The organism is Dyella sp. (assembly GCF_036384435.1).
GTDB lineage: Bacteria > Pseudomonadota > Gammaproteobacteria > Xanthomonadales > Rhodanobacteraceae > GSA-30.
The window spans coordinates 16,772-37,259 of sequence record NZ_DASVMI010000169.1; the positions used below are offsets into that span (position 1 = coordinate 16,772).

Below are 20,488 nucleotides of genomic sequence, written 5' to 3' on the forward strand. Positions count from 1 at the left end.
GCTACCGATCCGCCAGGGCACGGGCATGGTGCTGCAAATGGTCGTCCATGAACGTACTGATGAAGTAATAACTATGGTCGTAGCCGGCATGGCGACGCAAGACGAGCTCCTGTCCGGCAGCGGCACAGGCTTGCTCGAACAACTCCGGTCTCAACTGCTCGCCGAGGAATTTGTCCGCCAATCCCTGGTCAACCAGGATCGTGCCCGGAAAAGGCTGATGACGTACCAATTCGCAGGCATCGTGATCACGCCAGCGCGAGGATTCCGGTCCCAGGTAGCGATCGAATGCCTTGCGTCCCCAAGGCACCTGGCTAGGTGCGACGATCGGCGCGAAAGCCGATACCGATCGATAACGCCGCGGGTTTTTCAGCGCGATGGTCAACGCGCCATGACCACCCATCGAGTGACCAAAGATACCGGAACGTGCGGCATCGATCGGAAAATGCGTGCCGATGAGCACAGGCAATTCCTCAGTGACGTAGCTATACATGCGAAATCGCGACGACCATGGCGATTGTGCGGCGTCGAGATAAAAGCCTGCACCTTCACCGAACTCCCAGTCGCCGGTCGCTCCGTCCAGTCCGGTACCGCGCGGACTGGTATCGGGCATCACCAGGACCAGGCCAAACTCCGAAGCCAGACGCTGGGCCCCGGCCTTGATCGTGGCCGTTTCTTCCGTGCAGGTCAGGCCCGCCAGGTAATACAACACGGGGCAAGGACGCGAGGCCGCCTGGGGCGGCTGGTACACCGCAAAGCGCATGGGGCCACCACATGCCTCCGATTCATGGCGGTAGAAGCCCTGGACGCCACCAAAACACCGCTGTTCGGAGATCGTTTCGATGCTGCCGGTCATGTCGTGATTCGCCTCGCTAAGCCCCAAAGAGGCCATGATGATAGCCAAGCCCGCTTCAGGAACATGTCCACAGCTCTCAAAAATGGCCGTTTTGCCGCATCGGACCGTCTCCCGGGCCGCGCTGCTGCTACAATGGCGCTATTCTCTCGCATGCCGTCGCGCGTGCCCTGATCGAGGTTTCCATGTCCTCCCCGTCCTCCGATTCCGCACCGGCAACTGCCGGATTTGCTGCGCTTGGGCTGCATGCCGAGCTTTTGCGCGCCCTGTCCGATGTTGGCTACGAGTCGCCATCGCCCATCCAGGCGGCCACCATTCCGCCGTTACTGGAAGGCCGTGACGTCCTGGGCCAGGCCCAGACCGGCACCGGCAAGACAGCAGCATTCGCTCTGCCGATCCTCTCGCGCATCAACATGAAGCCCGGCAAGCCGCAGGCGCTGGTGTTGGCGCCGACACGTGAATTGGCCATCCAGGTGGCTGAAGCATTCCAGCGTTACGCGGCTCACTTCCCCGGCTTTCAGGTGCTGCCGATCTACGGCGGCCAGAGCTATGGTCCGCAGTTGCACGCACTCAAGCGCGGGGTGAATATTGTCGTCGGTACGCCGGGCCGCGTAATCGATCATCTCGAGCGTGGCACGCTCGACTTGTCCGAACTGCGCTTCCTTGTGCTGGACGAAGCCGACGAAATGCTGCGCATGGGCTTCATCGACGACGTCGAGAAAGTCCTCGATGCCACACCCGATGACTGCCAGATGGCGCTGTTCTCGGCAACCATGCCCGCACCGATCCGCAAGATCGCCCAGCAGCACCTGAGCGATCCGGTCGAAGTCACCATCAAAGCGGCCACCACCACCAATACCAATATTCGCCAGCGCTACTGGTTCGTCAGTGGCTTGCACAAGCTCGATGCAATGACGCGCATCCTCGAAGCCGAGCCGTTCGACGCGATGATCATCTTCGCGCGCACCAAGCAGGCCACGGAGGAACTGGCCGAGAAGTTGCAGGCACGCGGGCTGGCTGCCGCGGCTATCAACGGCGACATCGCCCAGCCGCAGCGCGAGCGCGTGATCCAGCAATTGAAGGACGGCAAGCTGGATATTCTCGTAGCGACCGACGTAGCCGCTCGCGGCCTGGACGTGGAACGCATCAGCCACGTGATGAACTACGACATTCCGTACGACACGGAAAGCTACGTGCACCGTATCGGCCGTACCGGCCGCGCCGGTCGCAGCGGCGAAGCGATCCTGTTCGTCACGCCTCGTGAAAAAGGCATGCTGCGTGCCATCGAGCGCGCCACACGCCAGCCGATCGAAGAGATGAAGCTGCCCACCGTCGAGGCCGTCAACGATCAGCGCATCGCCAAATTCAAGCAGCGCATTACCGACACGTTGGCCATGGGCGAGTTGAGCCTGTTTCAGCAGTTGATCGAGCAATACGAGGCCGAGCACAACGTGCCGGCCATGGAGATCGCTGCAGCCTTGGCACGCATCGCCCAGGGCGACCAGCCGTTGCTGCTGACGCCGCCACCGCGTCGCGAACGCGACCCTGCGTTCGAGCGCCCCGAGCGTGGTGAACGTGCCGAGCGCCGTCCACGCGAAGGCGATGACCGTCCGCGTCGCGATCGCGATGCGCCACGCGAATTCGGCACTCGCCCCCTGCGTCCGCACGTCACCGAACAAGGCATGAAGACCTACCGCGTCGAAGTGGGCCACGACCACGGCGTCAAGCCCGGCAATATCATTGGCGCTATCGCCAACGAAGCCGGCCTGGAAAGCCAGTTCATCGGTCGCCTGAGTATCCGTGGCGACTACAGCCTGCTCGATCTCCCCGATGGCATGCCGGCGGAAATCTTCCAGCATCTGCAGAAGGTGTGGGTCAGCCAGCAGCAGTTGCGCATCCGCGAATGGGATGGCCAGGAAACCACCAGCAGCGATTCGGCGCCCCCGCGCAAGGGCAGTTTTCGCCCTGGCGGGTTCAAGGGCAAGCCCCGCCCTCATGGCGGCAACAAGCCCCCGCGACGCAAGTAATTTGCAGGAGCCGCGAAGAGTGGCGAGGCGCATGGATGCCAGCCCTCTCGCTCGATTCGCGGTCTCCCTCCATGACGGCAAGCGGACATGCTGGCACCTTGGCCAGGCGTCCTCGGCGGTCATCGTTCCAACCACGCAACGATCCGTTTCCCCGCCCCATGGCTGAAAACCTGGTCGCCCTGCCCTATCTTGCGGGTATGACCACGCTACCCAGCCTCTATATCTCCCACGGCTCGCCCATGACAGCGCTGCATCCCGGACGCAGCGGCCAGGCATTGGCTGAACTGGCAAGCGAACTACCGCGTCCCAAGGCCATCGTTATCGCCAGCGCGCATTTCCTGGCGCGTAAGCCGGTGGTAGGGGGAGCCGATCGTCCGGAAACCGTGCACGATTTCGGTGGCTTTCCACGCGAGCTCTACGACATGCGTTATCCCGCCCCCGGCCAGCCCAAGTTGGCCGAACGGGTGCGCGACTTACTCGACGACGCGGGCCTGGACCCCGTAATCGATCCACAACATGGCCTCGACCATGGCGTATGGACGCCATTGCACTTGCTGTACCCGCGAGCCGATATCCCGGTGGTACCGCTATCGATCCAGCCCATGCTGGGCCCGGCTCACCAGTTGGCCGTGGGCCGTGCCCTGGCTCCGTTACGGGAGGAGGGCGTTCTGATCATCGGCTCGGGCAGCATCACGCACAACCTGCACGATTTTCGCGGCGGCTATAACCAAGCCCGGCAGGCACCGTACGTACAACCATTCATTGGCTGGTTCGAGCAGAAGCTGGCCGCCAACGACGATGATGCCTTGCTGGATTATCGGCGCCAAGCCCCGTTCGCGGCCCAGGCTCACCCGACGGATGAACACTTGCTACCGATCTACCTGGCCTACGGCGCTGGCGGTACGCAACCAATGGCGCGACGAATCGATGCTGGCGTAGATATGGGATTCCTGGCCATGGACATCTATCGCTTCGATACACGCGCCGCCTGACCGCCGTCCAGCGGGCTCGATTCAACCGACGGGCGCCGAATCTGACAACGTCCAGTCAGCCGGCTGCAACGGTGCCAGCCCGTGGCCGATGCGTGCCCGCTCGCATTGGGCATGCGCAACCCCGTTCTCCCAGGATGGCTGGACTTCACGGCATACAGATGGGCGTCGTTCGTAGATGCCGCAAGACGTGGTTGACCCCACCTCACCGTGCAAGGCGACGCAATGCGGTCTCCGGGCCTGGGTGCCACGCATGACCAGTCGATGCGGATCAAGTGGCTCGGTCAGTTCAACCGGCACCACGCCTCCCATGAAGGCTTCGGCCTCCGACCAGTGAAAAGCGACTCGAAAAAAAGCGCAGCAAGCGCCGCACCGCAAACACGGATGGTCCATGGGATCAGGAAAACGCGCACCCCCTGGCGCGCAGCCCATACATTCTAGAGCCAGTCGTGGGCCCAGGGAGCCGCCCGGAAGTTGTAGTCCTAGCCTGCCACGCTCGTTTACACAGGCCCGTTGAAGGTATCGCAGGCGCTCACGTCGCCACCCTTGAAGCCGGCGGTAAACCACTTCACGCGCTGCTGGGACGTACCATGGGTGAATGAATCGGGCACCACCCTGCCCTGCGCCTGGCGTTGCAGCGCATCGTCACCGATCTGGCTGGCCGCATTGAGCGCGCTTTCCACATCGCCAGGTTGCAGCCAATGCAGCCGGTCCTGCGTCCGGTTGGCCCAGACTCCCGCAAAACAATCAGCCTGCAATTCCTGCCGCACGGACAGGCCGCCGGCCCCTTCCATGCGCACGCCACGGCGGCGCGCCTGTTCGCTGCGGGCAAACACACCCATCAGGTTCTGTACGTGATGCCCCACTTCATGGGCGATCACATAGGCCCGCGCGAAATCGCCGACCGTGTGGAAGCGTGTTTCCAGCTCCCTGAAGAAGGCCAGATCCAGGTAGACGCGCTGGTCGCCCGGGCAGTAGAACGGCCCTACCGCACTGGATGCCGATCCGCATGCGGTGTTGACCGCGCCACTGAACAGCACGAGCTTGGGGTCGGTGTAGGTCTGGCCATGGGCAGCGAAGATGTCGCTCCAGGTCTTTTCGCTGGACCCGAGTACCGCGCGTACGAAATCCTCCTCGCGCGGGTCGACCTGGGCCGCGCGCCCCCGCGGAGGGGCGGCGGCCGAGGGCGTGCCCCCGCTCCCGGCCTGGCCTAGCAACGCGGTCGGGTCCTTGAAGAACACCATGCCAAGGATGGCCAGGATAATGATGCCGCCCAATCCGAGGCCACGCCCACCGCCAAAGCGGAAGCCACCACCGCCGCCACCGCCACTGCCGTCATCGACTTCGACGTTCTGGCTGCGCTCGCCTTTTTGCCAGTCCATAGGATCCTCGTATGGGCGCCCTTGGCGCCCGTAAAGCCGGCCAAGATGTGGCCTGTGAACAGGAAGAGCCATGAAACCAAGGGCACGACCTGCAACCATTTACAGCGAGCGTAAGCGAGTGGCTTTATTATTTACAGGCCGCATATGGCCGACTTTACCCTTTACGCGCTGTGCCAGCAGCCAGCCCTCACGCCCTCTACTTCAAGAGCTACCACCCATGCTGCAAAACCTGCCCGCCCTGGTCACCCTGCTGAATGTGCTATTGCAGTTCTTCACGTTGTATCTGGTGGGCAATGCGCGCAAGCGCTATGACGTGAAGGCTCCAGCCATCAGTGGGCATGAGGGCTTCGAGCGGGCCTGGCGGGTACAGATGAATACTCTTGAGGGCACGGTGATGTTCCTGCCCGTGCTGTGGCTGGCCACGATGTATGGTTTTCCAGGACTGGCCGGCATCGCCGGCCTGGTCTGGCTGGCCGGCCGCCTGTGGTACATCACCACTTACTTGAAAGACCCAGCTTCGCGTGGCCCGGCTTTCATGATCTCGCTCGCCGCCTGGGCGGCCCTGGTCGTGCTCGCCGGCTTTGGCATCGTCAGGGCCATGTTCCTGATCTGACGCAAAGGCCCTGAAGGATCAGCTCGCCGATCCTTCGGGGGCGCGCACGCGCAGGCGCTCGATGCGCGCGCCGTCCATTGCTACGACTTCGAAGGCGAGGCCTTCGCTCTCGAAGCTGTCGCCGGCGTTCGGAAGGCGACCCAGGCGTTGCAGCACGTAGCCGGCGAGGGTGGAAAAGCTGTCGTCATGACTCAAGCGCACGCTCAACAGGTGCTCGACCCTGCGCAGGTCGAGGCTGGCATCGATCTGCCAGGCGCCATCGGTTTCCTGCCAGGCGGATGGGTCCGTGCTCTCATCGTCAGGGAACTCCCCGGCAATCACCTCCAGCACATCGGTAGGCGTTACCAGTCCAAGGACACTGCCGTATTCATCGACCACCAGCGCCACCTGCAAAGGCGAATGACGGAATGCCTCGATCAGGCGCAGTACGCTGAGCGATTCGAGCACCGTCATCGGCTTGCGCACGACGCTATCGACATCGATACGACCATGATCGAGCAGGCTGGCCAGCAAGTCGCGCGCGGAAGCCACGCCGATCAACTGGTCCAGATCGTCCTCGGCCACGGGCAACCAATGATGGCTGGTGTCCGCCACCTCGGCCCGCAATGCATCCGCGCTTTCGCGTGGATCAATCCAGGCGATTTCCGGGCGGGGCGTCATGATCGACCGCACGGGACGATGCGCCAGATCCAGCACGCCCTGCACCATGGCCAGCTCGTCCTTGCCGAAGACGGCCACCTGCGGTTCGCTGGCCGAGGCTTGCGGCACGGTATCGCCTTCGTCCTCGCCGCCGGCACCGAGCAAGCGCAGCACCGCCTGGGCGGTACGATCGCGCAGGTTGCGGGCACTGCTGAACAGGCTGCGCCGGCGATTGCGGCGCATGGTCTGGTTGAAGACCTCGATCATGATCGAGAAACCGATCGCCGCGTAAAGGTAGCCCTTCGGAATATGGAATCCCAGGCCTTCGGCGACGAGGCTGAAGCCGATCATCAGCAAGAACGACAAGCACAGGATCACTACCGTCGGCCGTGCATTGACGAACGCGGTCAGCGGCTTGCTGGCACTGATCATCAGCACCATCGCCACCACCACCGCGATCATCATGACCGACAGGAACTCGACCATGCCCACGGCGGTGATCACCGAGTCGAGCGAGAACACCGCATCGAGCACGACGATCTGCGTGACCACCAGCCAGAAGCGCGCCTGCACCTTGCCGGATGAGCCGTGCTCTTCGCCGGCCTCCAGGCGTTCATGCAATTCCAGGGTGGCCTTGAACAGCAGGAATATGCCACCGAGCAGCAGAATGACGTCACGCCAGGAGAGCGTGAAACTGTTCCAGGTAAGGATCGGAGATGTCAGCTTCACCAGCCAGGACATGGCGCCCAGCAGCGCCAGGCGCATCACCAGCGCCAGCGACAAGCCGAGCAAGCGCGCCCGATCGCGCTGCGACACATGCAGCTTGTCAGCCAGGATCGCGATGAAGACGAGATTGTCGATACCGAGCACGATCTCCAGCACCACCAGGGTGAGGAGTCCGGCCCAGGCCGTCGGGTCGGCAAGCCATTCGAAAGCAAACATGGGTCGGCGCCAGGCGCCAGGGTTCTCCTGAGGATGATCGTAAGGGTTGGTGGACACTATACCGGCAACAGTCGCTATCCGGCGGCCGGGCATGGGTCGTGCCCACCCAAGTCGGTTTCCATCGCAGGCCGGTTCCGGGCGCGATCAAGTACCTCAGCCGGCCGCATTCGTCGCTGTGGCCAGGTGACCATGACTACTTGGAGTTGCCCGTGGCATTCCCAGCAGGCAGCATGACCGGGCAAACTCGCCTGTCGCGATCATCGCCCGGTTATTGAATGGATACGGACATCGCCTTGCCATCCCCACCCTACGCCGCACCTCCACCGCTACCCCGCGCCGGTTCTGAACTGGAGGCGCCGCGTGGCTGGGCTGCCCTGGCCATGCTTGTCGGCTATTTTGGGCTACAGATACTGGTGGCGGCGATCATCGCCCTGGTCGTAGGCATGGTCTTTGCGATCGGCCATCACGGCCTCTCGGCCGCCGAGAGCAGCGCGCAGGTCAAAGCATTACTTAAGCAGACCGACATCCGGGTGCTGCTGATCGGCGGCTCCCTGCTGGGTGCCTCCGCGCTGATTGTGCTGCTGGTGCGGAGGCAATGGCCGCAATTATGGCGTGTTGCCACTCCGCCCGGCCTCGGCATGACCATGCCGGCTCAAACCAGTTATCTGGCCACGGCCCTGCTGGTTGGACTCATCCTGCCCTTCGTTGGTGGCATGATCACCAAACTATTGTCCCAGGGCCACGATGTGCCGCAGGACATCAAGCAGCTCGGCGCCCTGGCCTCGCCATGGTCCAAATGCATTCTGGCCGGTGTGGCGGTGCTGATCGCACCTGTCGTCGAGGAAATACTGTTCAGAGGTGTATTGCTCTCCGCATGGCTCAAGCGCCTTCCCACCGGATGGGCCGTGGCAGCGACCTCCACTGTCTTCGCCCTGATCCATCTGCCCGATTTGAGCTTCCTCTGGTATGGCCTGCCCAACCTCGCCCTGCTGGGCGTGGCGTTTGCGTGGCTGCGCCTGAAGTCTGGTTCGCTCTACCCCGCCATGCTGGCGCACGCAATGAACAATCTGGTAACGATCGGTGTGTGGTTTGCGATCGCCAGCCAACAGACCTGATCTTGCGTAGCGAAAATCTCAAAGATGAAAGGCGCGCGAATGAATAGCCAGGCGCAAGCCCGTATGCGTGGTTTCAAGTCTTGTGGTGTGGGCCAACTTATCGGGTAACCTGCGCGGAAGGCAGCAATCCCAGCGCTCGCAACAGCCGCGCCGTCTCGAACACCGGCAACCCCATGACGCCGGAATAGCTACCTTCCAGATGTTCGATCATGGCGGCGCCGCGCCCCTGGATGGCATAGGCGCCGGCCTTGCCGAACGGTTCGCCGGTGGCCACATAGCCGTCGATCCAGGCATCGGACAATGCGGCAAAACGCACCTGCGACTGGCAGGCTTCACCGCGAACCGTCTTGGCCCCCACTGCCCAGAGCACCGAAATCACCGTATGCGTACGGCCTGACAGTCGACGCAGCATCGCCTTGGCATCTTCGGCATCGACCGGCTTGCCGAAGACTTCGTCATCGAGCACCACTTCGGTATCGGCTCCCAGGACGATGGCATCGTCCAGCGCAAGCGACGCAAAGCCCGCTCGCGCCTTGTCGTGCGCCACGCGGCTGACATAGTCGAGCGGAGACTCACCCTGTGCGCGCTGCTCGGGTACATGGACATCCACCACCATGAAAGGGACATCCAGTTGTTCGAGCAACTGCCGGCGACGCGGCGACTGCGAGGCGAGAAACAACATGCGTGCGGGTCCTTGGGCGTTCAGGCGATCGCGAAGGTGTATTCGCGAAAATGCATATCTCGCTGCCAGCCGAGCGATTCGTACAGGCGCTGCGCAGCCAGGTTGTCATGGGCGGTGGAAAGCGAAAGCCCAGCTGCGCCGAGGGTATGCGCGTGCGCCACGGCGGCCTGGATCAATGCAGCGGCAATGCCTTGCCGTCGTGCCGATGCCGCCACGAACAGATCGTTGAGCACGAAGGTCCTTGCCGTTCGTACAGAGGAAAACATCGGATAGAGCTGGGTGAATCCGATATAGCTATCGCCGTCGAGCGCCACCAGCAGCACCGACTCGCTTCGCACCAGGCGTTCGGCCAGAAAGGCGCGCGCGCGATCATGATCTTCGGCTTGGCCATAGAACTGCCGATAGGCATCGAATAGAGGCACGACGCCCGCAAGATCGACGGACGTCGCTGGACGGATGAGCAGTGGCATGGGCGCGCCCGCGCGACGAAAGGACGCGCGCATATGAGCACATCCACAGGCCGGCAGTCACCACCGGCGATCAGGCGCGATGATAAGGATGCCCGGCCAGCAAGGTCGTGGCCCGGTAAAGCTGCTCGGCCAGCACCAGTCGCACCAGCATATGCGGCAAGGTCAACGGCCCCAGCGACCAGCTTTGGTCGGCACGGGCGATGACTTCGGGCGCGTGCCCATCGGGGCCGCCGATCAGGAACGCCAGATCGCGCCCGGACATGCGCCACCGGGCCAACTGCTGGGCCAGGTCCTCGCTCGACCACGTCTTGCCCCGTCCGTCGAGCGCGATGGCATGGATATCGCGCGGCAAAGCCGCAAGTATCGCCGTGCCTTCGTCCTGGATCGCACGCGCGTCATCGCGACCCTTGCCACGGGTGCCGGGTTTGAGCTCGATCAGTTCCAGCGGCAATTCATGCGACAGCCGCTTGCGGTATTGGGCGAAACCCTCGGCCACCCAGGCGGGCATACGTTCGCCGACGGCAATGAGGCGTGCGCGCATCAGTTCATTTCAGGAAAAAACAAAGCTCCGCACCACCAAAGGCAGTGCAAGGAACCGACAACCGCCACGGATCAACCCGCGTTGACGGCTTCGGCGTCGGTGTCGCGATCACCGACCGTCCACAGCCGCTCCAGGCCGTAGAACTCGCGGATACGCGGCAGCATGACGTGCACGATGACATCGCCCAGGTCCACCAGGACCCATTCGGCTTCCCGCTCGCCTTCCACGCCCAACGGCATCACGCCCGCCTTCTTGGCGAACTTGACGACTTCATCGGCAATGGATTTCACATGGCGGCCGGATGTGCCGGAGGCAATCACGAGCAGGTCGGCGATGGAGGTTTTGCCGCGGACGTCGATTTCGCGAATGTCCTTGGCCTTCAGTTCTTCCAGCGCATCGATCACGTGCTGGCGGAGGGTTTTGGCGTTAGCCGGCTTCGTACGTTGTGCGGTAGGACTCAAGAGTGCTGGCCTCGGTGCGTATCCAGGAGCGCCCAGGTGGCGCGGGCGCAGTATAGCGCCCTGGCGTCAAGCTTTTGGGTGAGGCCGCCTGTGAAGGGGTGAGGCCGCCCGCTACGCGGGCTGTGAGGCCGGCGGCTCGAGCCGCCTGTGAAGTCGCGCCTGCGGCGCTGTAAAGGGGAAAAGCGTGAAGCCGAGTCTGCTATTTCTCTTTAATTCTGCGCAGCGGGCGACCTCAGCCCAAAAAAAGCCCCCTCCCTTCGCAGGGAGAGGGCTTTTGCTTACAGACGAGACCTGGATCAGCCGCCAGAGGACGACGAAGAGGCTGCCGAGGACGAGGAGGAAGCGGCCTTCTTGTGATGCTTGGCTTTCTTGTGCTTGGTGGCCTTGGTGCCCGAATCACTGGTCGAGCTGCTCTGCGGCGTCGCGCTCGAGCTGGAGGTGCTCTGGGCCATCACGGGCGACACGGCCACGCCAAACAGCAGAGCGGTCGAAGCGGCAAGTACGGCGTAGCGAGAAACTTTCATGGGTACTTTCTCCTGGGACGGTGAGTAGTGCGTGCGGTCAGGTCCGCACTTCCATGGCATGCGCTGCGACAGCTCTTCCCGGGCCGTCCCAACGCGACGAACGAAGCTGGTTGATTCACCCTTGACCCCGCTCTTGCAAAACGCAGTCCGTCCATGGTCCACAAAGCTGCGATATCAGATCGAGAACCGTAAAGTCACGACCTGCTCAATGTGCGCACAGGGTATACCCGCCGCAGGAGTTGGCAACGGCCTGACGAGCAAGCCGTTCAGCATCGGGACGACCGTAAAATCATGCTTTACAAAGGATTAACGAGGCCGTAGCAGGCGACCACTCATCGCGGTATTGACGGCGATCACAACCAGAACCGCCAGGGCATGCATGATCAAATCGCTGGCAGCGGCCACATAGGGGTGGAATATCCCCAGCAAGGCAGCCGAGGCCGAGGCACTGGCCAGGCCCACCATGACGGCTGATAGCACCGGATACACTGAATAGGCCTTTCGCAGCAGCCATATCAACAGCGCCGATAGCGGCAGGGACAGCGCCACGATGAATACCAGGCAGTCGGCCGAATCGGGCATCAGCGACTGGTGAACACCCGGTTGGATCCAATAACGCAGGCAGCCCCATCCACTGGATGCCATCCATACCAAAGCACTGGGCAACGGTAGCCACGCCCACGCCTTGCTGCGTCCCGGAACCGCCAGCGCAAATGCGGCAAAACCGGCTGTGATCGCCGTGATGTACGAACAGATGCCCGAACATGCCGCATCGGGAATTTCCCAGCGCAGCAACATGCCGTGCATGCCAAAATGCCAAAAAAACATTGCCGCCGCGACTACCACGACCAGAGCCCAGCCCAGGGTGCGCCGTCCAGGAGACAGCAGCCGCCGCACCGGCGCGGCTTGCGCGCTCAGCGACTTGATCAGGCTGTCGATGGGAAGCGGTTCGGCCATGAGCTCTACGAATCTCCGTGCAAGCGTTGACGCAACGATTTGAGTGCGCGATGCAGATTCACCTTGAGTGCGCCGGTATTGCGCCCGGTGTCCTGGGCGGCCTCGGCCAGCGTCTGTTCCTTGAGGCCAAGCTGCTCAACCGCTTCGCGTTGCCCGGCGGGCAATTGGGCAATCGCTTCACGCAAGCGCGCAGCCTCCTGCGCCCGCTCCGTGGGCGCGGCGGCGTCATCGGTATCCGGATGCGCATCCAGGGCCAGCGGATCGTGCACTTCGCGCGCACCATGGCGTCCATGGCTGCGCAGATGATCGATGGCGCGCCTTGCCGCGATGGCCGCCAGCCATGCGTCATAAGATCGCGCCGGATCGTAGGTGTGGCGCACGCGATGCACGGTTAGCAGGGTTTCCTGCACGACGTCGTCGAGCCCATCCACCGGCACCCCTTGTCGGCGGGCCACCATGCGTATCAGGGCGACCGAATCGGCCAGCACCTTTTCATAGGCAAGGCGATCGCCTTCCTGCGCAGCCGCCATCCAGGCGGAGCGTCGCCGCGCGGCGTCCTCCTGGGAGGTGTGGATGTCGGCAGGCACGTTCAGGCCAAGACTCGCCCGTTGGGGAAAGTCGATATATAGGCCCAACGCGCCCATCGCCGTCAAGCGAGGCATTGGCAGTTCCCTGTCCTTGTGAAGATTCTCCATGCCATTCGTGCCAAGTCCCGCGACGGTTACACAGCGCCCGGAGCAGAAGCGCGCCTTCATGGCGTAACCCGGCATAACGTACCGCCGAATACCCTTTCGAATCCCTCAGCGAGGATCGTTGCTCCATGCTTGTCCTGTTCCTGGCCTATCTCGGCGGCGTCCTGACCATTCTCAGTCCCTGCATCCTGCCGGTACTGCCCTTCGTATTCGCACGCGCCGATCGACCCTTCGCCCGCAACGGCTTGCCGATGTTGATCGGTATGACGGTCACATTCGCACTCGTGGCTACGCTGGCTGCCGTCGGCGGTGGCTGGGCCATCCGTGCCAATCAGTATGGCCGCGTCGTCGCCATGGTCGTGTTGGCGTTGCTCGGCCTGACCTTGCTGTCCTCGCATCTGGCCGAATGGCTGGCCCGTCCCTTCGTCGCCCTGGGCAATCGTCTTTCCCGGCATTCGGAGGAAAGGGATTCCCCCCTTTCAGCCGTCGGCCTTGGTGTGGCCACGGGCTTGCTGTGGGCGCCCTGTGCAGGCCCAATCCTGGGCTTGTTGCTCACCGGCGCGGCGCTCAATGGCGCCAGCGTTCAGACGACGCTGCTGTTGCTTACCTACGCCGCTGGCGCGGCCACGTCGCTGGCCCTGGCCTTGATCATCGGCGGCAAGGTGTTTTCGGTGATGAAGCGCTCGCTGGGTGCTGGCGAGTGGGTTCGTCGCGTACTCGGCGTGCTGGTGCTGGCTGGCGTGGCGGCCATCGCCATGGGATTGGATACGGGCTTGCTTACCCGCGTATCACTGGCCAGCACTGGGGGCATCGAGCAGCGACTGGTCAATGCCGTGCGGCCGCCACCGGCGCCACAGCCCGCGCCCAAGGCTGGCGAGCCGTTGCCAGTGGAAGGCCCCATGCCTTCGCTCGATGGCGCCACACAGTGGCTCAACAGCGCACCGCTTACGGCCCAATCGCTGCGCGGCAAGGTCGTGCTCGTCGATTTCTGGACGTATTCCTGCATCAACTGCATCCGCGCGCTGCCCTATGTGCGCGGATGGGCCGAGAAGTACAAGGATCACGGCTTGGTAGTCATTGGCGTGCATTCGCCGGAGTTCGCCTTCGAGAAAGATCCCGGCAACGTTCGCGCGGCCGTGGCCCAATTCCAGTTGGGCTATCCGGTGGCGCTGGACAACGATTACGCGATCTGGAAAGCCTTCAGCAATGAATACTGGCCAGCGCATTACTTCATCGATGCCAAGGGACAGATCCGCCATCATCATTTCGGCGAAGGCGACTATGCACAAAGCGAAGACGTCATTCGCCAGTTGCTGACCGAAGCTGGCTATAAGGACCTGCCTGGTGGTCACGTCACACCCCATGCCACCGGTGCCGAAGCGGCAGGTTCGGGCGACTATAGCCGCTCGTCGGAAACCTATGTCGGCTATGCGCGGACAGCGGGCTTTGTCGGGAAGATCGCCCACGGTGAAAGTTGGGACTACAAGGCTCCCGCCACCTTGCAAAGTGAAACATGGGCACTGGACGGACGCTGGACGGTCAACGAGGAGCAGGCGCAACTGGACCAGGCGGGCGGACGCATTCTTTACCGCTTCCGCGGCCGTGATTTGCACCTGGTACTCGGTCCTGGTGACGACGGCAAGCCGGTGCGCTTCCGTGTTCGCATCGACGGCAAAGCGCCGGGCGAAGACCACGGTTCGGATATCGATGCCCAGGGTCAGGGCACCGTGACGAAACAACAGCTTTATCAACTGATTCGCCAGGCTCATGGCAGCGGTGAGCGTCTGTTCGAAATCCAGTTCCTCGACCCAGGCGTGAAGGCTTACGCATTCACATTCGGCTGATCGACGACCGCGAACCGGTTCGTGCATGACAGGTTCGCAGCGACTGCTATGCAGAGGTACCTCATGACTGACAAAACAGTTCAATTCGGACGCCGCCGTTTCCTGCTTGGCGCCATCGTCGGCGGCGGCGCCATTACGCTGGGCGGCATAGGTTCACTTCGCCTGTTTGCTGCCGATAGCGGCCCGTCATCGCCCGTCGCCACCAAGGCGCCTCCCACACCCCGAGACGTGTTGCTGCAATGCTTTGCCGATGATGACGGCAGACATCTTGGGGCCTGCCATGTGCGCAAGCTTGTGCTCACCGATGCGCAATGGCATGAACGGCTTTCCGATAACGCGTACTACGTGATGCGTCGCGACGGCACCGAGCGCGCCTTCAGCGGACCGCACGAAAAGCCCGCCGTACCGGGCATCTACCGTTGCCCCGGCTGCGACACCGCGCTCTACGACGCAGCGACGCAATTCGATTCGGGCACCGGCTGGCCAAGTTTCTGGGCGCCGATCGCCAAGGAGAATGTCATTGAAAAGCGCGATACCAGCTTCGGCTGGGAGCGCACCGCCATCAGCTGCGCCGGTTGCGATAGCCACCTGGGTCACGTGTTCGATGATGGCCCCCGGCCCACCGGATTACGCTACTGCATGAACGCAGTCGCGCTGCGTTTCGTCGCACGCAAGGTCGGTTGAGCGTCAGTGTCCATGGATGAGCGGCGAGTCGCGGGTGTGTCACACCGCAGGTCACTGGACAGGCCAGCCAGTGGCCAGGACATCGCTTAAAACGGAGCTCCGCGATGGGTGTAAGGACTCGCGCCTTCTCGACTGGCCTGACACCGGCTCAATGCCGATAAGGGGCCAGCAACGCGGGATCATCAAACAAGCCGGCCGGCAACAGGTAACGCGGATCGCGTCCCTCGGCCAACAACTCGCGAATACGTGTGGCGGAGATTTCCAGCGGTGTGACTGCCAGCTCGATCACCTTACCGGCCGCCAGTTCGTGCAGCACTCGCGGGTCGGCCACCCTGCGCGGCCCGATTTCCAGCGCCAGTTCCACCGACCAGGCGGCATCAATACCGGGCCGGTTGAGCACGCCGATATGCGCGTGGTCGAACAACTCGCGCCAACCGTGCCAGCTCGGCAGGCCCGCGAATGCATCGGCCCCGAGCAGCAGCACCAGTGGGCGTTCGCCGAGTTCGGCGCGCAGCTCGCGCAAGGTATCGATCGTGTAGGACGGCCCGTCGCGCCGTAGTTCACGCGTATCGAGTGTCAGCCGATCCTGCCCTTGCAACGCAGCCTGCAACATGGCCACCCGCTGGGCGGGAGACGCCGTGGGCGCATGGCGATGCGGCGGCACGTGCGCCGGCATAAGGCGTACCTCGGCATCGAGCAGCTCTGCGGCTTCCCACGACACGCTCAGGTGTCCCAGATGCACCGGATCGAACGTCCCGCCGAACAAGGCCAGTGGCTTCACGTCGTCTACCCCATGGCTTGCGCGGCACGCGGCTCGGCAATGGCTGCCACGAGGCGCTCGGCCTCCAGCCACGGATCGCCCGCTTCTCGCCCTTTGGCCATGCGATCGATGCGTGCCGCGCGTGCCAGGCATTGCAGCCAGTGCTCACGCGGCGCGCGGCGCAGTGCCTTGCGAAATAATTGCTCACGCGCCGGCCAGAGGCGCTCGGCGCGCGCCTGCGCGGCGAAGTCGCGCGCATTGGCCAGGCGCAACGCCAGTTGCAACTGGTTGACCATCCAGCCCATCAGCGCGATCAGTTCATCGCCCTCTGCACGCAGGCCTGCCAGGATGCGCAATGCGCGACTGCCCTCGCCGGCAAACGCGGCGTCGGTCAGCTTGAAGGCGTCATAGCGCGCGCTATCGGCGACAAGGTTTTCCATCTCGTCCGCGCCGATGCGCCCCCCTTGTGTATGCAGCACCACCAGCTTATCGATCTCTTGCGCGGCGGCCAACAGATTGCCCTCTACACGCTCGGCCAGCAGCGCTACCGCGTCGGGCGTGGCCGTCAAGCCGCGCGAGGTCAGGCGCGCTCCGATCCAGCCAGCCCATTCATTGGGCCGAGGCGCATTGAAGACCACCAGGGCACCGGCCGCATCGACGTTTCGAGTCCAGGCACCCTCATGCTTGTTACTCCACTCCACCGCACTGATCAGCAGCGTGACATCCGGTGGTGGGTTGGCGCAGAACTCGCCGATCGCCTTGGCCCCTTCGGTACCGGGGCGGCCGGTTGGCAAGCGCAGGTCCAGCAGACGACGGGTGGCGAACAGCGACATGCCGGCCGCCGAACGGGCCAAGTCATCCCAGTCGAAATGGTTGCCGACTTCCAGGACTTCGCGCTCGGCATAGCCGAGCTTGCGCGCCTGCGCGCGCAAAGCATCAGCAGCCTCCAGCACCAGCAGTTCCTCGCCCGCGAGCAGGTAGACCGGTCGCAGGCTATCGGCGGCCAGCGCCTTCTGCCATTGGGCGGGATTGAGCGGCATGGCCTTTAGTGCGTGCTACTGGCCGGCGCGGGTGCATTGTTGCTCGATGCCGGCGCCTGCTGCATGTGCTTGGTCGCAGCTTGCAGGCGGAAAAGGATGGCCTGCACCATGTCGTCGACCAGGCTACGCTCGATTTCATCGATCTGCGACTGGTTGCCGATGGTGTTGAATGCGTCGTAGCTGAATTCACGCGACATATTGATCGTCTGCGGCGGCAGGATCGGCAAGGCGTTCATGTCATTCACGCTGAACTGCACGTTGTAGTGCACCGCAAACTCGGTTACGCGTGCGTCGCCACCGACCGTGAGCGTATCCACGCTGAAAGCGGCCACCGGAATATTCAGTTCGGCGATGCCGGCGCCAGCGTGGTCCTCCACCGTGATACCGGAACTGGCCAGCGTACGGCTGAGGGAACGCTGCAGATCACCCGTACCGGTCACATGGACCCGCTGCATCGACGGTGGCAGCGACGCGTTGCGACGCAGGTGGAAGCCGCATGCCGTCAGGGCAAGAAGCGACAGCAACAACAAGGCTTTGGACATGCGGCTCATGGAGTTCATCCTGCGACGATATTGACGATCTTGCCCGGAACCACGATCACCTTGCGCACGGCCTGGCCTTCGAGGAAGGCGGCGACCTGCGGATGCGCGCGAGCCAATGCCTCGGCCTCTTCCTTGGAGGCCTGGGCGGCCACCTCGATGGTACCGCGCAATTTGCCATTGACCTGAACCGCAAGGGTAAGCGAGTCGCGCACCAGGGCTGCCTCATCGACCAGGGGCCATGCCTGATCTTCCAGCACGCTGGCCGGGTGGCCCAGTACCTGCCATAGCGCATGGCTGACGTGCGGCACCACGGGGTTGAGCAACAGCACCATCGTTTCCAGCGCCTCGTGGCGCACCGCACGTCCCTGCTCGCTGTCATCGCTGAACTTGTTCAGCGCATTGAGCAGTTCCATTTGCGCAGCGATGGCGGTATTGAAGGCATGGCGGCGACCGAAGTCGTCGCTGACCTTCTGGATCGTCTCGTGCACCTGGCGGCGCAAGGCCTTCTGGCCAGCATTCAAGGCAGACGGATCGACATCCACGTGATCGGGGCCGGCAGCGTGCGTAGTGACCTCGCGCCAGAAACGACGCAGGAAGCGCGCCATGCCTTCGACACCGGCTTCGTTCCACTCCAGGGACTGCTCGGGTGGCGCGGCAAACATGGAGAACAGGCGTACCGTATCGGCGCCGAACTTCTGCACCATCGACTGCGGATCGACACCGTTGTTCTTGGACTTGGACATCTTCTCGATGCCACCGATCAGCACCGGCTCGCCATCGGCACGCAACACCGCACCGGTGACGCGAGCTCGCTCGTCGCGCTGCACGTCCACGTCGGCCGGGTTGTACCAGTGCTTGGCGCCATTGGCCTCCTCGCGATAGAAAGTCTCGGCGATCACCATGCCCTGCGTGAGCAGGTTCTTCACCGGCTCGTCGCTATTGACCATGCCTTCGTCGCGCATCAGCTTGTGATAGAAGCGGAAGTACAACAGATGCAGAATGGCATGCTCGATACCCCCGATATATTGGTCGGCAGGCATCCAATAGTTGGCGCGGTCATCGACCATCGCCTGTGCACCCGGACTGGTATAGCGCGCTACGTACCAGCTCGATTCCATGAAGGTATCGAAGGTATCGGTTTCGCGCTCGGCGGCACCACCGCAGTTCGGGCAGGTGGTCTGGCGCCAGGCCGGATCGGCCTTGATCGGCGATACCACGCCAGAGAACGCGACGTCCTCAGGCAACACGACCGGCAGCTGATCTTCCGGCACAGGCAATGCGCCGCAGCCGGGGCAGTAGATCACCGGAATCGGGCAACCCCAATAACGCTGGCGACTGACACCCCAGTCACGCAGGCGCCAGTTCACGCGGCGCTGCCCCTTGTGCTCGGCCTCCAACTTTGCGGCCAGGAACTCGAAGGCATCATGGTAATTGCGACCGTCCAGCTCGCCGGAGTTGATCGTGCGCATGTCCGCGCGCGTCTTGTCCGTGTACCAATCCTGCCAGGTGGTCACGTCGAAGGTTTCACCTTCGCAGGCGATGACCTGCTTGATCGGCAACCCATACTTGGTGGCGAATTCGAAGTCACGCTGGTCATGGCCTGGCACCGCCATGACGGCACCCGTGCCGTAGCCCATCAGCACGAAATTGGCGACCCAGATCGGTACCTGCTCGCCACTGAGGGGATGAATGGCGAACAGGCCAGTGGCCATGCCGCGCTTTTCCTGGGTTTCCAGCTCAGCTTCGGAGACGCCGCCCTGCTTGAGCTCGGCCAGGAACGCCGCCAGAGCCGGGTTGTCCTGGGCAGCCTTCAGGGCCAGCGGGTGCTCGCCGGCGATGGACACGAAGGTCACGCCCATGAGGGTATCCGGCCGCGTGGTGAACACGGTGAGCGGCTCGGCCTCCGCTGGCACGCTGAACTGGATTTCCAAACCCTCGGAACGACCGATCCAGTTGCGTTGCATGGTCTTGACCGCGTCGGGCCAGCCATCGAGCGTGTCCAGGCCATCGAGCAGTTCCTGCGCGTAGGCGGTGATCTGCAAGAACCATTGCGGGATCTCGCGCTTTTCCACCAGCGCTCCCGAACGCCAGCCACGGCCGTCGATGACCTGTTCATTGGCTAGCACGGTCTGGTCGATCGGGTCCCAGTTCACTACCGCGTTCTTGCGATAAGCAATGCCCTTCTTCATCAACCGAGTGAACATCAACTGTTCCCAGCGGTAGTAATCGGGGCTGCACGTGGCGAATTCACGCGTCCAGTCGTAGGCGAAGCCCAGGCGCTTGAGCTGCGTGCGCATGTGCTCGATGTTCTGGTACGTCCACTTGGCCGGAGCGGTCTTGTTCTTGATCGCCGCATTCTCGGCCGGCAGACCGAAAGCGTCCCAGCCCATCGGTTGCAGGACATTCTTGCCGTTCATGCGCTGGTAGCGGCTGATCACGTCACCGATGGTGTAATTGCGCACGTGCCCCATGTGCAGCGCGCCCGAAGGGTACGGCAGCATGGAAAGGCAGAAGTACTTCGGCTTGTCCGATGTCTCGCTCACCTCGAAGGCGCGCGTGTCTGCCCAGAATTGCTGGGCGGCGGTCTCCACGGCTTGCGGATCGTAGCCGCCCGCGTTGTCCTGGGTCTGTTCTTGGATGTCCTGCATATCTTCGGGCGCCGAATGTGCTTGCGCGGCCTTGCGACAGGCGTTTGCCAGCGCGCCGCGGGGAACGTAGCAGACTAGCCGAGCGG

Annotated in this window: 21 protein-coding genes; 6 read left to right on the plus strand and 15 right to left on the minus strand. The window is 63.1% G+C overall.

The window, feature by feature from the left end; all coding sequences use genetic code 11:
- Position 1: 1 nt before the first annotated feature.
- Positions 2–853, minus strand: a complete 852-nt coding sequence (gene fghA / locus VF436_RS17645) for an S-formylglutathione hydrolase (protein ID WP_330905352.1) — start codon at positions 851–853, stop codon at positions 2–4.
- A gap of 182 nt (positions 854–1,035) precedes the next feature.
- Between fghA and VF436_RS17650 the strand changes: the two genes are divergently transcribed.
- A complete protein-coding gene (locus VF436_RS17650; protein WP_330905353.1) occupies positions 1,036–2,877 on the plus strand; it encodes a DEAD/DEAH box helicase in 1,842 nt (613 codons plus the stop codon).
- A gap of 197 nt (positions 2,878–3,074) precedes the next feature.
- Positions 3,075–3,869 carry a class III extradiol ring-cleavage dioxygenase gene (locus VF436_RS17655; protein ID WP_330905383.1) on the plus strand — a complete coding sequence of 265 codons (795 nt, stop codon included), beginning with the start codon at positions 3,075–3,077 and terminating at the stop codon, positions 3,867–3,869.
- A gap of 21 nt (positions 3,870–3,890) precedes the next feature.
- Here the strand turns inward: VF436_RS17655 and VF436_RS17660 are convergent, their stop codons facing one another.
- Together VF436_RS17660 and ypfJ are read right to left on the minus strand one after the other, a co-directional pair.
- Complete coding sequence (locus VF436_RS17660; protein ID WP_330905354.1) at positions 3,891–4,298, minus strand: YkgJ family cysteine cluster protein; 408 nt, start codon at positions 4,296–4,298, stop codon at positions 3,891–3,893.
- 68 nt (positions 4,299–4,366) lie between these two features.
- Positions 4,367–5,248, minus strand: a complete 882-nt coding sequence (gene ypfJ, locus VF436_RS17665; protein ID WP_330905355.1) for a KPN_02809 family neutral zinc metallopeptidase — start codon at positions 5,246–5,248, stop codon at positions 4,367–4,369.
- A 217-nt stretch (positions 5,249–5,465) separates the two neighbouring features.
- On the opposite strand from ypfJ, the gene VF436_RS17670 reads away from it, so the two are divergent.
- Complete coding sequence (locus VF436_RS17670) at positions 5,466–5,861, plus strand: MAPEG family protein (protein ID WP_330905356.1); 396 nt, start codon at positions 5,466–5,468, stop codon at positions 5,859–5,861.
- Positions 5,862–5,879: 18 nt separating this feature from the next.
- Here VF436_RS17670 and VF436_RS17675 read toward each other — a convergent pair whose 3' ends face one another.
- On the minus strand, positions 5,880–7,442 hold the full coding sequence (locus VF436_RS17675; RefSeq protein ID WP_330905357.1) for a TerC family protein: 1,563 nt from the start codon (positions 7,440–7,442) through the stop codon (positions 5,880–5,882).
- 275 nt (positions 7,443–7,717) lie between these two features.
- Here VF436_RS17675 and VF436_RS17680 point away from each other — a divergent pair, with 275 nt between their 5' ends.
- Positions 7,718–8,557: a type II CAAX endopeptidase family protein gene (locus VF436_RS17680; protein ID WP_330905358.1), complete on the plus strand. Its 840-nt coding sequence runs from the start codon at positions 7,718–7,720 to the stop codon at positions 8,555–8,557.
- Between the two features lie 97 nt (positions 8,558–8,654).
- Here VF436_RS17680 and VF436_RS17685 read toward each other — a convergent pair whose 3' ends face one another.
- The 7 genes from VF436_RS17685 to VF436_RS17715 all read right to left on the minus strand — a co-directional run bounded on the left by VF436_RS17685 (position 8,655) and on the right by VF436_RS17715 (position 12,854).
- Positions 8,655–9,239: a nucleoside triphosphate pyrophosphatase gene (locus VF436_RS17685; protein WP_330905359.1), complete on the minus strand. Its 585-nt coding sequence runs from the start codon at positions 9,237–9,239 to the stop codon at positions 8,655–8,657.
- A 20-nt stretch (positions 9,240–9,259) separates the two neighbouring features.
- On the minus strand, positions 9,260–9,709 hold the full coding sequence (locus tag VF436_RS17690; RefSeq protein WP_330905360.1) for a GNAT family N-acetyltransferase: 450 nt from the start codon (positions 9,707–9,709) through the stop codon (positions 9,260–9,262).
- 70 nt (positions 9,710–9,779) lie between these two features.
- Entirely contained in the window at positions 9,780–10,250 is a 471-nt protein-coding gene (gene rlmH / locus VF436_RS17695; protein ID WP_330905361.1) for a 23S rRNA (pseudouridine(1915)-N(3))-methyltransferase RlmH, read from the minus strand.
- Positions 10,251–10,321: 71 nt separating this feature from the next.
- Positions 10,322–10,711: a ribosome silencing factor gene (rsfS, locus tag VF436_RS17700; RefSeq protein ID WP_330905362.1), complete on the minus strand. Its 390-nt coding sequence runs from the start codon at positions 10,709–10,711 to the stop codon at positions 10,322–10,324.
- Positions 10,712–11,007: 296 nt separating this feature from the next.
- The gene (locus VF436_RS17705; RefSeq protein ID WP_330905363.1) at positions 11,008–11,235 is read right to left on the minus strand and encodes a hypothetical protein; all 228 of its coding nucleotides are present in this window, start codon (positions 11,233–11,235) and stop codon (positions 11,008–11,010) included.
- Between the two features lie 306 nt (positions 11,236–11,541).
- Complete coding sequence (locus tag VF436_RS17710; RefSeq protein WP_330905364.1) at positions 11,542–12,192, minus strand: NrsF family protein; 651 nt, start codon at positions 12,190–12,192, stop codon at positions 11,542–11,544.
- A 5-nt stretch (positions 12,193–12,197) separates the two neighbouring features.
- Entirely contained in the window at positions 12,198–12,854 is a 657-nt protein-coding gene (locus VF436_RS17715) for an RNA polymerase sigma factor (protein ID WP_330905365.1), read from the minus strand.
- 158 nt (positions 12,855–13,012) lie between these two features.
- Between VF436_RS17715 and VF436_RS17720 the strand changes: the two genes are divergently transcribed.
- The gene (locus VF436_RS17720) at positions 13,013–14,728 is read left to right on the plus strand and encodes a cytochrome c biogenesis protein DipZ (protein ID WP_330905366.1); all 1,716 of its coding nucleotides are present in this window, start codon (positions 13,013–13,015) and stop codon (positions 14,726–14,728) included.
- A 63-nt stretch (positions 14,729–14,791) separates the two neighbouring features.
- A complete protein-coding gene (gene msrB, locus VF436_RS17725) occupies positions 14,792–15,412 on the plus strand; it encodes a peptide-methionine (R)-S-oxide reductase MsrB (RefSeq protein ID WP_330905367.1) in 621 nt (206 codons plus the stop codon).
- A 148-nt stretch (positions 15,413–15,560) separates the two neighbouring features.
- On the opposite strand, the gene nadD is transcribed toward msrB, so the two are convergent.
- From nadD to leuS, 4 genes are read right to left on the minus strand one after another with little or no spacing between them, the layout of a single operon-like run.
- Positions 15,561–16,193, minus strand: coding sequence for a nicotinate-nucleotide adenylyltransferase (gene nadD, locus VF436_RS17730; RefSeq protein ID WP_330905368.1), 633 nt, complete (start codon positions 16,191–16,193; stop codon positions 15,561–15,563).
- A gap of 5 nt (positions 16,194–16,198) precedes the next feature.
- Entirely contained in the window at positions 16,199–17,212 is a 1,014-nt protein-coding gene (gene holA / locus VF436_RS17735) for a DNA polymerase III subunit delta (protein ID WP_330905369.1), read from the minus strand.
- Positions 17,213–17,217: 5 nt separating this feature from the next.
- Entirely contained in the window at positions 17,218–17,763 is a 546-nt protein-coding gene (gene lptE, locus VF436_RS17740) for an LPS assembly lipoprotein LptE (protein WP_330905370.1), read from the minus strand.
- A gap of 5 nt (positions 17,764–17,768) precedes the next feature.
- Positions 17,769–20,402, minus strand: a complete 2,634-nt coding sequence (gene leuS / locus VF436_RS17745; protein ID WP_330905371.1) for a leucine--tRNA ligase — start codon at positions 20,400–20,402, stop codon at positions 17,769–17,771.
- Positions 20,403–20,488 lie beyond the last annotated feature (86 nt).